This window comes from Sporacetigenium sp. TC11, from assembly GCF_058146105.1.
This window is the reverse complement of the sequence record NZ_JBYVNY010000003.1, coordinates 313227-327931: the sequence shown is the minus strand read 5'-3', so window position 1 is coordinate 327931 and position 14705 is coordinate 313227. Positions and strand designations below refer to the sequence as shown.

Below are 14705 nucleotides of genomic sequence, written 5' to 3'. Positions count from 1 at the left end.
ATTTATTTTTTAGTTACTAATTTTAATTCAACTGGTACGTATTTTTCAACAGTTTCACCTTTTATTACTTTATCAGCACTTTCAACACCTAATTCACCTATTAATGTTGGTTGTTGTGCTACTGTAGCAGCCATTTTACCATCTTCTACAGATTTAACTGCATCGTCAGTTGCATCAAATCCAACTACTAATACATCAGATTTACCTGCATCTTCTAAAGCCTTTAAAGCACCTAAAGCCATTTCGTCATTTTGTGCAAATACTGCAACTATATCAGAGTTAGCTTGTAGTAAGTTTTCCATTACTGATAAACCTTTTGTTCTATCAAAATCAGCTGGTTGTTTAGCAACTAATTCTATTTTGCTTCCTTTTATACCATCTTCAAAACCTTTACCTCTATCTCTTGCAGCTGAAGAACCTGGTATACCTTCTAATTCAATTAGTTTACCACTTCCACCTAATTTTTCTATTAAGTAGTCAGCAGCCATTTTTCCACCTGCTACGTTATCAGAAGCTATATGAGTCACAACTTCTCCACCATTAGCAGCTCTATCTAATGTTATAACTGGGATATTAGCTCCATTTGCTACTTGAACTGAAGCTGCTGCTGCATCTGAATCAACTGGGTTTAACATTATTAAAGAAGCACCTTTAGTAGTTAAATCTTCCATGTTTGATAATTCTTTAGCTGGGTCATTTTGAGAGTCTAAAACTACAAGTTCATATCCTAACTCTTTAGCTTTAGCTTCAGCACCTTCCTTTAAAGATACGAAGAATGGGTTGTTTAAAGTAGATACTACTAAACCTATTTTCTTAGTTTCTCCTGTATTAGAAGAATCGTCTTTTTTTGCACAACCTGCTAAAAGCCCAAGTGCAAGTACTGCAACCATTAACATTGAAAAAAGTTTTTTCATTGGTTAATCTCCCTTTCCTTTTTTTAATTTTTATACATAAAAGCTTAAGCTTTTAAGTCAACTTATCTTTTTCTATCTAATAATACCGCTATAAGTATTACTATACCCTTAACTATCATTTGATAATACGATGAAACATCAAGTATATTAAGTGCATTATTTAATATACCTATTATTAAAGCACCTATAACTGTACCTATTATTGTACCTTGTCCACCTGATAAACTTGTTCCACCTAGAACAACTGCTGCTATAGCATCAAGTTCATATCCACTACCTGCAGTTGGCTGAGCTGAATATAATCTAGCTGTAACTATAACCCCTGCTATTGCTGCTAATATCCCACTAATTGTATAAACATAAGTTTTTATTTTGTCAGTATCAAGCCCTGATAATTTAGTAGCTTCTTCATTTCCACCAAGTGCATATACATATCTTCCCATTTTAGTTTGAGTTAATATATAAAAACATAATGCAAATGCTAATACCATTATTATTGCTGGAGTCGGTATTCCTGCTATTTGTCCTCCACCTATTTTCCCAAATGATATAGCGTTGTTTGATGTTCCTATTGATACTGGCTTTCCATCAGTAAACACCAATGTTAATCCTCTAAGAATTGTCATAGTAGCAAGAGTAGCTATAAATGGTTGTAATTTTCCTTTACTTATAACTATTCCATTGGCAAACCCTGATACAGCACCTATAACTACAGCAACTATAGTTGCAACTATAACACTACTTCCTGATGCCAACATACTAGCTGCTACTGCACCACTAAAGGCAAGTATTGATCCAACAGATAAATCTATTCCACCTGTTAATATAACAAATGTCATACCTGCTGCTATGATAGCATTTATAGATGTTTGTCTAAATACATTTAATAAGTTTGAAACAGTAAAAAAAGTTGGACTTAATACAGATACTATTATTACCAATATTAATAATCCTATTAGTGATTTATATTTTATTAGCAAGTCTTTAACTGAATTTTTATTTTCAGCGGTACTCTTACTCATCATTATACCTCCTTGGTGCTAACGGCACTTTTCATTATATTTTCTTGAGTTGCATCTTTTATGTCAAATTCACCTGATACTCTGCCTTCACTTAAAACCAATACTCTATCACTTATTCCAAGTATTTCTGGCATTTCAGAAGATATCATAATTACTGCCTTACCTTCTTTTTTGAACTCATTTATAAGGTCATATATTTCTTTCTTAGCCCCTACGTCTACTCCTCTAGTTGGCTCATCAAGTATCAGTACCTGAGGATTTGTCATAAGAGCTTTGGCTATTGCAACTTTTTGTTGGTTTCCTCCACTTAAATTCTTTATTATTTGATTTTGACTTGGAGTTTTTATATTCATCTTTCCTATATAATCTTTTACTTCTTTACTTTCTTTCGTTTTATCTATTTTTCCCGAACTTATAAGTTTATCTAATGATGATATCGTTATATTTTCCTTTACTGAGAGACCAAGGATTAAACCATCTCCCTTTCTATCTTCAGATACATACGCTATACCATTAGATAATCCATCTTTAGCCGACTTATTTTCTGTTTTATTTCCTTTTATATAAATTTCTCCACTTTGTTTTTTGATATGACCATATATAGTTTTAGCAAGTTCTGTTCTTCCACATCCCATAAGACCTGCTATACCTAATATCTCTCCACTTTTTACGTTAAAGGATACATTATTTACATATTCGTTTGATAAGTTTTTAACTTCTAATACTACATCACCTATTTTGACATCCACCCTTGGAAATTGTTCCGTAAGTTTTCTACCAACCATCATTTCTATTATTTTATCTTCTGTAAAATCAACAACCTTAGCTTCACCTACATACTTACCATCTCTAAGAACTGTTATATCATCACAAATTTCAAATATTTCTTTTAATCTGTGAGATATATAAACAATTGCTTTTCCATCTTTTTTAAGTTCATTTATAACTTCAAATAAACTTTCCGTTTCTTTATCTGTAAGTGCATCTGTTGGTTCATCCATTATTATTATCTTAGCATTTAGCGATAAAGCCTTTGCTATTTCTATCATCTGCTGTTGTCCTACACTTAAAGATCCAAGCAAGTCTTTAGAACTCTTATTAACATTAAGTTTTTTAAGTAATTCATCTGATTCTTTGTATAACTTAGACCAATTTATATTTCCAAATGCAGTTTTAGGCTCTCTTCCTAAAAATATATTTTCTCCTATAGTAAGATGAGGAATTAAGTTAAGTTCTTGATGTATTATTGCTATACCCTTAATTTGAGCATCCTTAGGTCCCTTTATATCTTCAAGTCTTCCTTCATAATATATTTCTCCACCATCTTTTTTGTAAACTCCACTTAATATCTTCATAAGTGTAGATTTACCTGCACCATTTTCTCCAAGTAGTGCCATAACCCTACCTGTATATAGCTCTAAATTAACTCCATCTAGGGCTTTAACCCCAGGAAATACCTTTATTATATCTTTCATTTGAAGTATAGGTTTCATATTTGTTTCACCTCTTTTAAAAAACTACGCCAGATTTTAGTATTATGTTAGCATATGGTGCATATTCTCCAGTTCTAACTATAGCCATCGATTCTTTAGTTAAATATTTAAAATTCTCATGGTTTACTTTAGTAATTTTTATATTTTCAAATCTTTTAATAATCTCATTGTATAAATCATTATTTATTTCTTCCATTTCGCAAGCTATTACAACTTCTTCAACTTCTAATTCCTCAAGTACTGTATCTAATGTATCTATAAACGATGGTGTCCCTTTTTTTAATGCTAGATCTATTCTTTGAACATCCTTTGGTATAGGAAGCCCACTATCACATATAGTTATACTGTCTGTATGTCCCATTTTAGACACCACATAAGATATATCACTATTTATTAAAGTAGATTTTTTCATATTTATGCCTCCTTGAAACTTTCTACATCTTTAAGTGTTGGAAGTGAAATTTGTGCTCCTTCTTTCATTACACAAAGTGCACCTACCTTAGATGCAAAATCCATAGCTTCTTCTATGTTTTTATCTTGAGATAAAGCTACTGCAAGTGCTCCTGTATAACTATCTCCTGCTGCAGTTGTATCTATTGCATCTACCTTATATGCTTTTTTGAATTTATAATTTTCTTTATTTATATATAAGCTTCCTTTAGATCCTAGAGTTACTATAAGCTCTTTAACTCCTTTTTCTATCATAACTTTTGAAGCTATTTGTATATCTTCTTCATTATTTATTTTAACTCCACTTAATATTTCAAGTTCGGTTTCATTTGGTGTTAATAAATCTACATTTTTTATTATTTCATCTTCTAATTTAACTGCAGGTGCTGGATTTAATATTGTATATTTCCCTAATTCTTTAGCCTTTTTAAGGGAGTATTTTATAGTGTCAAGTGGAGTTTCTAATTGAACTACTAATATATCACTTGTTTTTATTGCATCTATAGACTTATCTATATCTTCTTCTTTTAGTTTATAGTTTGCACCAGGTGCTACAACTATTGAGTTTTCAGCATTTTTATCTACAGTTATAAGTGCTACACCTGTTGATATATCCTCTATTTTAATATAATCTGTATTTACATTATCTTTATTTAAAGCATTTATTAGAGTTTGTCCAAATCCATCATTTCCTACTTTTCCTATCATTTTAACATTACCGTCAAGTCTTGCTATTGCAACTGCTTGGTTTGCTCCCTTGCCTCCAGGCACTTCTTTGAAGCTATTTCCTATTATTGTTTGACCTTTTTTAGGCATATTATCTACATTTACTACTAAGTCCATATTAAGACTACCAATTACACATATATTTTTCATTCGTTTCCTCCTTGTATAGAAGAATCTGATAATATTTTCTTCTTTGTAGTTGAGTTTCTTATTATAAATTCCGGTGCAAATATTTTGTGCTTTATATTATCACACCTATTTTCTAACACATCTATTAATAGTTGTGCAGATTTATAACCAATTTCATAGGCTGGCTGTTTTACTGTAGTTAAAGGTGGGTCTATAATATTCGCTATATTTATATCGTCAAACCCTGTAACACTTATATCTTCTGGAACTCTTTTATTATTTTCTTTTAGTGATCTTATAGCACCTATTGCTATTAAGTCATTTGCACAACATATTGCACTATAATTTACGCTCATATCAATTTCATTTATTATTTCTTGACCCCATTTAGTGCTATAATATCCTTCTAAAATATAATTTTGTCTATATATAATTCCATCTTCTTCTAAAGCTTTTTTATATCCATTTAATCTATCTATTGAAATGTTGTTTTCTAATGGACCTGATAGATATAATATATTTTTATGGCCATTTTTTATTAAATGCTTAGTAGCTTCATAAGTGCCTTGTAAGTTATCTACTTTAACAGTTCCTTTTACATTTTCTATGTTTATATCTTTATCAACTAAAACTATGGGAACTTTTATGTTTTTATATTTTTTGTCTTCACTACTTGACTTTGATGATGGTGCAAATACTATTCCATCTATCATTTTTTCTACTAGCATATCTAAGTAAATTTCTTCTTTAGAAACTTTATCATCTGTATTGCAAAAAATTAAATTATAGCCTTCTTTACTTGCTTTATCTTCAGCCCCTCTTGCTATTTCAGTGAAAAATGGGTTTCGTATATCGGGAATTATAAGACCTATGGTTTTAGTTTTTTTTGTAACCAAACTTTGCGCTAGCTTATTTGGAACATAATTATATTCTTTCATTAAATTTAATACCTTTTGTCTAGTTGCCTCACTTATGCTTTGATCTTTATTATTTATTATTTTTGAAACTGTCGTTTTAGAAACTCCAGCTAAATTAGCTATATCTTTAATTGTTATATTCAATTAAATCTCCTCCATTTAGGTAACCGATTTACTTAACCGGTTACCTAAATAATATCATACACTATTTATAGTATGCAACACTTTTTGCAAACACTTTCTACATAATTCGAGTTATTTTTTATTGTAATGTTATATACTTATTATCTCCATCTGTGCATCACATTATATTGATTTATAACAAATAAACAAGAGCATTTAAATGCTCTTGTTTTGTTATTGATTTGCCTCTTTTATATAATATTCTTTTCTTTCTTCTTTTTTATCTTTATAATAATCTTTAATTTCTTTTATTTTGTTTTTTATAGTTTTTTCTCTAGATCCTAAATCTTCTAGTTCATTTTCCATATCTACAAGCAATTGTTCTACTTTCATGTCACATTGATCTTCAATATCACTTATTTTATCCATGTATTTAAATCCTATTTTCATTTTAGAAGTTTTATTTTGCTTTTCTTCAGGTAGTGATTTATATTCTCTTGCTGCTATTGATATAAGTCCTTTTATTTTTTTATCATAATATAATTCCAACTTATCAACTTCTTGTTTATATTTTTGAGTTATTTGACTTTCATTATCTACTAAAAGACTAGTAGTTTTATAATTGCTATATCCATCAAAGACTAAAATAGATAATAAAATTACTAGTGTTAAAAAAAATAATTTTTTCATATTATCACCTCCTTTAAATATTTTCGTATTTATAATTTTATCCAATTTTGCATTAAAATATTAAAATAAAAATAAGACTGCTTTTTTAGCAGCCTTATTTATCTTATTATTAAAATTTCTACATTAAAACTTAAATCCCTTTATATTTTTAAAATTATATTTTATATCTTATTTATTTTTATCTTCGTTTATTATCTCTTTTATAGCTGCTACACTTCCTAATAGGCCTTTAGACTCATACGGTATAAACACCTTATTATTTCCCTTAGCCATTTCATTTAGAGCCTCTATATACTTAACAGATAACATAGCCTCATCTATATTAGCATTTTTTAATGCATCATATATAAATTTTATCTTATCAGCTTCTGCTTCCGCTACTTGTTTTATAGCCTCAGCTTCCCCTTCTGCTCTTCTAACTTTTGATTCTTTTTCAGCTTCTGCATCTAATATAGTAGTTTGTTTTTGAGCTTCTGCTTTTAGTATTTGAGATTCCTTTAACCCTTGAGCTTCTGTTATTGAAGACTGTTTTTTACCTTCTGCTGTAAGTATCATAGCACGCTTTTCTCTTTCTGCACGCATTTGCTTTTCCATAGCTTCCCTTATATCTTCTGGGAGTTCTATATTTTTTATCTCAACTCTTTCTACTCTTACTCCCCATCTATCCGTTGCTTCATCTAATATTATACGAAGTCTATTATTTACATCATCTCTTGATGATAGAGTTTTATCTAACTCCATTGTACCTATTATATCTCTTACAGTAGTTGTAGTTAAATATCTTATAGCTTGTACTAAACTTGCTATTTCATAAGTTGCCTTAAATGGATCAGTTATTTGATAATATACTACAGTATCTATAGCCATTGTTACGTTATCTTTAGTTATAACAGGTTGTGGCGGTGAATCTATTACTTGTGTTCTTAAATCTATTTTTTTAACAACTCTATCTAATATAGGAATTACAAAGTTAAGACCAGATTGAGCTGTTTTGTGATACTTTCCTAATCTTTCTATCATAAGAACCTCTGATTGTTGTATTATCTTAATAGATAATGATGCAAATACAACAACTAATAATAATATAAATAAAACTATATAAAGCATTTGTATTACCCCCTCTTATTATTTATCTAAAATTACTGATACTTTTACACCCTCTACTTTTTTTATAATTACTCTTGACCCTACTTCTATAGTATTTCCTAATTCACTTTTAGCAGTCCATAGTTCTCCACTAACTCTTACTTGTCCATAATCATCAGATGTTATAGTTTTTGTTACTATTCCTTTTTTATCTATAATAGCATATATATTTGAATGTTTAATTGTTTTATTTACTTTAAAATGTTTTTGAAGTATTGGTCTTCCAAATACTATGCTTATTAATCCTAGTAGCGCAAATATAAATATTTGAATTGATAAATCTTTTACAAAGAATGCTATCATAGCTGTTATGAAAGCTGGTATGGTAAAAAATATAGTTATAAAACTAGTTGTAAACATTTCTATTATTAATAATAAACACCCTAGTATGGCCCAAAACAACCACGAACTTAAAAAATCAATCCACATGTTCAATCACCCCGCTTTTAAATCTATTATATACTATAATAGTTCTAAATTACTACATTTTTAAACAAATAAAGAGGCTATCCCTTATGAAATAACCTCTTTGTTTACTATTTTATTCTAGCTACATTAGTTTTTATTGCAGCTTCCTTAACTGCATTAGCTACATTAGTAGCAACTTCTTTATCAAATGCCTTTGGAAGTATATTATCTACATTTAAATCTTCTTCTTTTATAGAATTTGCTATAGAGTAAGCTGCTGCTATTTTCATTTCTTCATTTATTTCTCTGGCTCTTACATCTAATGCACCTCTAAAAATTCCAGGGAAAGCAAGAACATTGTTTACTTGATTAGGAAAATCAGATCTTCCTGTACCTATTATAAATGCTCCACCACTTTTTGCATCATGTGGCATTATTTCTGGATTAGGATTTGCCATGGCAAATATTATAGCTTTTTCATTCATGCTTTGTATCATTTCTTTATTTAACACTCCAGGACCTGAAACACCTATAAATACATCTTTATTCTTTATAACATCTACTAGAGTACCCTTTTCATTATTTATATTTGTTATCTCAACTATCTCTTTTTGTGCCCAGTTTAAATTTTCACTTTCTTTATGAAGTGACCCTTTTCTATTACATAAAACTATATTTTTTGCTCCCAAGCTCAATAAAAGCTTAGATATAGCTATTCCAGCAGAACCTGGTCCATTTACTACTATTTCAATATCTTCCATTTTCTTGTTTGCAAGTTTTAATGAGTTTATAAGTCCTGCAACTACAACTATAGCAGTACCATGTTGGTCATCATGAAATACAGGTATGTCTAATTCTTCTTTTAATCTATTTTCAATTTCAAAACATCTAGGAGCTCCTATGTCTTCTAGGTTTATTCCACCAAATACTGGTTCAAGTAATTTAACAGTTCTTACTATTTCATCTACATCCTTTGTATCTAAACATATTGGAAATGCATCTACATTTGCAAAACTTTTGAAAAGTACTGCTTTCCCTTCCATTACTGGTATTGATGCACTAGCACCTATATCTCCAAGTCCTAAAACTGCAGTTCCATCACTTACCACTGCTACTAAATTTGATTTTGATGTATATTCATAAACTAAATTTTTATCTCTAGCTATTTCAAGACACGGTTTAGCAACTCCTGGTGTATATGCTATTGATAAATCATCTTTATTTTCAACGGCTACTTTACTTTGTACTTCTATTTTACCTTTATGATTTCTATGTAATTCTAAGGCTAATTGTGAATAATCTTTCATTATTTTCTCCTTCCAAGTTGTGTTTTATATATTATTTTTTATATTTTTCTCTACCTAACTCATATATACTATTTCCCTTACAGTCTATAGCTACTATAACTGGAAAATCATAAACTTCTAATTTTCTTATAGCTTCTGCCCCTAAATCTTCATATGCTATAACTTGTGATGATTTTATTGAATTTGATATATATGCCCCAGCCCCACCTATAGCTGCAAAATATACAGCATTATATGTTTTTAGGCCATCTACCACAATATCATTTCTAGACCCTTTACCTATCATACCTTTAAGTCCAAGTTCAAGCAAAGGTATAGTTAAATCATCCATTCTATAACTAGTTGTTGGTCCTGCAGACCCTATAACTTCTTCAGGTTTATTTGGAGTAGGCCCCACATAATATATAACTTGATTTTTTATATCAAAAGGAAGATTTTCTCCTTTACTTATAGAATTTATAAGTCTTTGATGTGCAGCATCTCTAGCAGTGTATATTACTCCACTTATACTTACCATGTCGCCGCATCTTAATTCTTTTATTTCATCTTCATTTAAAGGTAAATTTATTTTTTTAACTTTACTCATATTTAAATCTCCTTCTCTTCATGTCTGGATGCATGGCAGTTTATATTTACTACAACAGGAAGTCCTGCTATATGAGTTGGGAATGTTTCTATATTAACAGATAGTGCCGTTGTATTTCCTCCAAAACCTTGAGGTCCTATTCCTAGTTTATTTATTTCTTTTAATAAATTTATTTCTAATTCTCTTATATATTCATGTCCATTATGGCTTCCTATTGGTCTAAACAAAGCTTTTTTAGCTATTTGTGCTGCTTTATCTATAGTACCACCGATTCCAACTCCAACAACTATTGGAGGACATGGATTAGGCCCAGCAATACTTACAGTTTCTACTACAAAGTCTTTTATTCCATTTATACCATCTGAAGGCTTTAACATTTTACTTCTGCTCATATTTTCACTTCCAAAACCTTTAGGAGCAAATTTTATTTTTATTTTATCACCTTCAACTATGTCGTAGTGTATGATAGCTGGAGTATTATCATTGGTATTTTTTCTAAGTATTGGGTCTACAACTGATTTTCTCAAGTACCCTTCTTTATATCCTTGTCTAACACCTTCATTTATAGCATCAGTTATTTTTCCACCACTTATTATAACTTCTTGTCCTATTTCAACAAAAAATACAGCCATACCAGTATCTTGGCATATAGGCATATTATTTTCTCTTGCCATTTCACTATTTTTTATAAGTATATCTAATATATCTCTACCTATTTTACTTTCTTCTTTTTCTTTATTTTCTTTTATTGAATTTATAACATCTTGTCCTAGATTTATATTAGCATTTATACACATTTCCTTAACTACCTTTATTATTTCATTTATATATATAGTTCTCAAAATTATCACTCCTAAAATAAATTTCTTATACTACAATGTACATTTTACCACTTTTTTATGTATTTTAATAGCAATTAGCTGAACAATATTTATATTTAATTAGATATTGTTTGTTTAAACACAAAAACCCTTACTTCAATGTAAGGGTTTTTGCGTTTATATTATATTTATTTTTTATCTAAATAGGAAGCTGCATTTAATGCTGCAACTTGACCTTCGCCAGCAGCTTTTATATATTGATACGGTTTACCAATACAATCCCCAGCTGCGAAACATCCCTCTATATTTGTTTTCATGTTTCTATCGACTTTTATATGCTCATTTTCAGTTTCAACACCTGGCATTAAATGTTTAGGTGATACACTGTCTTTTAAAACAAATACGCCATCAATGTCTATTTCACTTTTTCTAAGAACTAGTTTGTCAGCGAAATTTTCTCCTGTTATTTCTAGAGGATAATCTTTTATTATTTCTATATTTTCATTTATTTTATAATCGCCTCTATAAACAGGTACATAATAAACCTTTGATGCTATTTCACTTAAGAAATTAGCTTCTTCTTCTGCTTCTATATTATAACCTACTATAGCAACTTTTTTCCCTCTATATAGTGGTGCATCACAAGTAGCACAATATCCTACACCTCTACCTAAGAACTCTTCTTCACCTTTTATAGGCTTTGTATATTCTACTCCTGTTGCTAGTATTATAGAAGTCGATTCATACATCTTATCGTTTACCATTATTGTAAAATAATCGCCCATAGCATATATATTATTTACTCTCTCTTCAGTTATATTTATATCCATTTTATCTATATGTTCTTTAAAGCTATTCTTTAGACCTTCTCCATTTATATCATGGAGCCCTAAATAATTATTAACCTTTGGTGCTTTAGTAACTTTAGAACTTAATTCATTTGATCCGAATACTATTATATTTTTATTTCTTATTTTAGCATTTATAGCAGCAGAAAGCCCCGCTGGACCACTACCTATTATAGCTATATCGTATCTCATAAGTACCACCTCAATCTTATAAGTGAGATTCTAGTTTAGCTTTTATGCTTTCCTTTGGTTGGAATCCCATTATAGTCTCAACTGCTTTTCCACCTTTAAATACCATCATAGTAGGAACACTCATTATTTTATATTGTTGTGCTAGTTCCATACTCTGATCAATGTCAACTTTTAATATTGTTACTTTACCTTCCATTTCAGTACTTAGAGCATCTAGTACAGGAGCTACCATTTTACAAGGTCCACACCATGTAGCAAAAAAGTCAACTAAAACAACACCATTATTATTTATAACCTCAGTTTGAAATTCGTTAGTATTTATTACTCTTGCCATAATTAGCCCTCCTAAATAAAATATTTATCTTATATATAAGATACCTCTAATTCATATATACGTCAATATCGTAATATATAAATATTATGTGTTTTTTAGAGTATCTATTTCATATATACACTAATATCATTAGTATTTAACAAAAAATTTATTTTATATATGTTTTTTACTTTTAAATCTTAACATATTTTGTATATTATTGTATCTATAATTTATAAATGTTATTTTCTATTGATATACAAGGGGTTTAAAATCTTTTTTAGGTCTATATTTTTTTATATTTTTAATTACTTTCATTTCATTCTCACTTATATTTAAATTATTAATATATCTTAATTTTTCACTATCTTTTTCGAAATATTTTCCTTGCTCTATAACTAATTCTTTTATTATAACTTCTAATTTACTTCCATCTTCAAATAAATATACTCCTTCTCCACACTTAAAGTCATATGCCCAACTTCCTACATACTTATAATTATCTTTTGATATAAATGTTCCTTCTCCATGTTTTTTCCCATCTTTAAACTCTCCATTATATTGATCTTTGTTAGAATAAATATATGTTCCCTTTCCATTAGGGACACTATTTTTCCACTGCCCTTTATATCTATCTCCATTTGAACATATTAATGTTCCATTGCCTTTTCTATATCCATATCCAAAATCTCCATCATATTTATCTCCATTTGAGTATATATAAGTTCCTTTTCCATGCGGTACATTATCCTTCCAATATCCTGTATATGTTTCTTTATTTAAATTTGTGAATGTTCCTATTCCATTTCTTTTTCCTTCTTTAAATTCTCCTTCATATTTCGAACCATTTGTATATATATATCTTCCACGTCCGCTTTGCAAGTCATTATGCCACTGACCTATATATTTATTTCCTTTTGAAGATGTAAAAGTCCCCATGCCTTCTTTTTTTCCATTTACAAACTTTCCTTTATACATGTCTTTATTTATATATGTATACGTTGCTAATCCCTGCATTTTATCATCCTTAAAATCTCCATCATAAATTGCCCCATTTAAATATATGTATTTTCCTATGCCATCCATTTTATCTTCTTTCCATAACCCTATATATCTATCTTTATTTTTAAATAAACAGGTTCCTAGCCCATGTCTTTTGCCGTTTTTAAATTCACCTTTGTATATATTTCCATCATTATAATAATAAGTTCCATTTCCGTGAGGGCGATATTCTAGCAACCCACCCCTATATTTATCTCCATTTTCATACTCAATAATTTCATTTTGTTCATTTTTTTTAGATAATTCTTGAGCCTTTTTAATGCTCTTATTTATTTTCTTCATTTTGCTATTATGTATTATCCTTCTTATAGGCAATATAATAAATAAGCATAATAATAGCGATCCCATAGATATAAGTACAACATCGAACAATAATATATCCACCTCATCAAACAACATACCCACCTCTTTTTAACTTTATTATTAATATATAGGATAAAAGTCTTAAAAAGATGCGCTATATAATATGACAATTTATCTTTATTTGTTTGACTATTTTGTCTAATTTTAAATGAATATTTCCCGAGAAATACTTTTGTATCGAATTCAATCATAAAAAGAAGAAAATACAAGAGAAGAGATGTCTTAAGCCATCTCTTCTTCTAATAAAACATTATTTTTTTTCACTATTTCTGCTTTTTCAAGTGCATTATAATGAAGATATCCACCTATATGTAGTATAGTATCCCCTATCTCAGGGTCTATTTTCATTCCTCCCATACATGGATAACTGTGCCAGTATTTTGCAACAGTTTTTTTAGCTTCTTCTCCTAATTTTTTGCCGACCAGATGTTTAGCTACATTATATCCATTTCCACATGGTGCAGATATAATTACATCTACCTTTTTTATTATATCCTCATCATCTACATAGAATTTAAATTTAGGTTTTCCTACTTTAAATTCATCTATAAATTCATTTATTATATTAAATTTCCCATGTTTTAGAGCACAAAATGGCTTAGGAAAATCATATTGAATTCCATATTTTATACATTCTTTTATAGTTTCTTCTCGGCTCCATCTACTGATCCAATTGCTATCTTCACAAGGAACCAATAGTGCTCTTATATTACTTTTTTTCATAAGCCTTGGCAGTTCTACTAATATGTCTTCATGTATTCCTATAGCTATAAGTAAATCTGTTTTTTTAAGAGTATAAGAAAGATACGATGTTGGATTATCTAAAAATAAAGGATTTACATCGTCTAAATATACAATCTCAGCTATATTTTTTGAAAAATCCAAGTTGTATTTTCCTCTACACCAAAAGCATTTTTTCCCACAAACTGTACATGCTTCTTTATCATCAGTTATATGTGGTATAAACTTAACATTAGCAAACCTAGTATCTTGCTTCTTTTCAAACAAATTCTTCGGAAGTTTATCGCTTTTTTTAGAACATATAATAGATATCTCCATAGTTACCCCCTATTTTTTATATTTTCCCAATTATATTATATCAAACATATTTTGTTAACTTCGTAACATAAGGTACAAAAAGTCTTTAAATGATAACGTTATAAAAAAATAATATATTTAATATAATGTATAGAAT

General features: G+C 29.2%; 16 protein-coding genes. All 16 read right to left on the bottom strand.

Translation table 11 applies throughout. The annotated features are described in order from the left end of the window. Positions 1–2 precede the first annotated feature (2 nt). The 16 genes from rbsB to ACUSRV_RS07515 all read right to left on the bottom strand — a co-directional run bounded on the left by rbsB (position 3) and on the right by ACUSRV_RS07515 (position 14569). Entirely contained in the window at positions 3–914 is a 912-nt protein-coding gene (gene rbsB, locus ACUSRV_RS07590) for a ribose ABC transporter substrate-binding protein RbsB (RefSeq protein WP_490141331.1), read from the bottom strand. A gap of 62 nt (positions 915–976) precedes the next feature. Next, positions 977–1936: a ribose ABC transporter permease gene (rbsC, locus tag ACUSRV_RS07585; protein WP_490141330.1), complete on the bottom strand. Its 960-nt coding sequence runs from the start codon at positions 1934–1936 to the stop codon at positions 977–979. Positions 1937–1938: 2 nt separating this feature from the next. Next, a complete protein-coding gene (gene rbsA / locus ACUSRV_RS07580; RefSeq protein WP_490141329.1) occupies positions 1939–3429 on the bottom strand; it encodes a ribose ABC transporter ATP-binding protein RbsA in 1491 nt (496 codons plus the stop codon). 16 nt (positions 3430–3445) lie between these two features. Beyond that, a complete protein-coding gene (rbsD, locus tag ACUSRV_RS07575) occupies positions 3446–3841 on the bottom strand; it encodes a D-ribose pyranase (protein WP_490141328.1) in 396 nt (131 codons plus the stop codon). 2 nt (positions 3842–3843) lie between these two features. Further along, positions 3844–4755 carry a ribokinase gene (gene rbsK / locus ACUSRV_RS07570; RefSeq protein ID WP_490141327.1) on the bottom strand — a complete coding sequence of 304 codons (912 nt, stop codon included), beginning with the start codon at positions 4753–4755 and terminating at the stop codon, positions 3844–3846. Further along, positions 4752–5795, bottom strand: coding sequence for a LacI family DNA-binding transcriptional regulator (locus tag ACUSRV_RS07565; protein WP_490141326.1), 1044 nt, complete (start codon positions 5793–5795; stop codon positions 4752–4754). Before ACUSRV_RS07565 ends, rbsK begins: the two co-directional genes overlap by 4 nt. A 213-nt stretch (positions 5796–6008) precedes the next feature. Further along, positions 6009–6464: a hypothetical protein gene (locus ACUSRV_RS07560; protein WP_490141325.1), complete on the bottom strand. Its 456-nt coding sequence runs from the start codon at positions 6462–6464 to the stop codon at positions 6009–6011. 168 nt (positions 6465–6632) lie between these two features. Beyond that, on the bottom strand, positions 6633–7571 hold the full coding sequence (locus tag ACUSRV_RS07555; RefSeq protein WP_490141324.1) for an SPFH domain-containing protein: 939 nt from the start codon (positions 7569–7571) through the stop codon (positions 6633–6635). Positions 7572–7589: 18 nt separating this feature from the next. Further along, positions 7590–8039: an NfeD family protein gene (locus ACUSRV_RS07550; protein WP_490141323.1), complete on the bottom strand. Its 450-nt coding sequence runs from the start codon at positions 8037–8039 to the stop codon at positions 7590–7592. Between the two features lie 107 nt (positions 8040–8146). After that, a complete protein-coding gene (locus ACUSRV_RS07545; protein WP_490141322.1) occupies positions 8147–9325 on the bottom strand; it encodes an NAD(P)-dependent malic enzyme in 1179 nt (392 codons plus the stop codon). Between the two features lie 31 nt (positions 9326–9356). Next, positions 9357–9911 carry a Fe-S-containing hydro-lyase gene (locus ACUSRV_RS07540; protein WP_490141321.1) on the bottom strand — a complete coding sequence of 185 codons (555 nt, stop codon included), beginning with the start codon at positions 9909–9911 and terminating at the stop codon, positions 9357–9359. 2 nt (positions 9912–9913) lie between these two features. Further along, on the bottom strand, positions 9914–10753 hold the full coding sequence (locus ACUSRV_RS07535; RefSeq protein WP_490141320.1) for a fumarate hydratase: 840 nt from the start codon (positions 10751–10753) through the stop codon (positions 9914–9916). Positions 10754–10920: 167 nt separating this feature from the next. After that, entirely contained in the window at positions 10921–11772 is an 852-nt protein-coding gene (locus ACUSRV_RS07530) for an NAD(P)/FAD-dependent oxidoreductase (RefSeq protein ID WP_490141319.1), read from the bottom strand. Between the two features lie 16 nt (positions 11773–11788). After that, the gene (trxA, locus tag ACUSRV_RS07525) at positions 11789–12106 is read right to left on the bottom strand and encodes a thioredoxin (protein ID WP_490141318.1); all 318 of its coding nucleotides are present in this window, start codon (positions 12104–12106) and stop codon (positions 11789–11791) included. A 228-nt stretch (positions 12107–12334) separates the two neighbouring features. Beyond that, entirely contained in the window at positions 12335–13546 is a 1212-nt protein-coding gene (locus ACUSRV_RS07520; protein WP_490141317.1) for an MORN repeat-containing protein, read from the bottom strand. Positions 13547–13732: 186 nt separating this feature from the next. Beyond that, positions 13733–14569, bottom strand: coding sequence for a DUF166 domain-containing protein (locus ACUSRV_RS07515; RefSeq protein ID WP_490141316.1), 837 nt, complete (start codon positions 14567–14569; stop codon positions 13733–13735). Positions 14570–14705 lie beyond the last annotated feature (136 nt).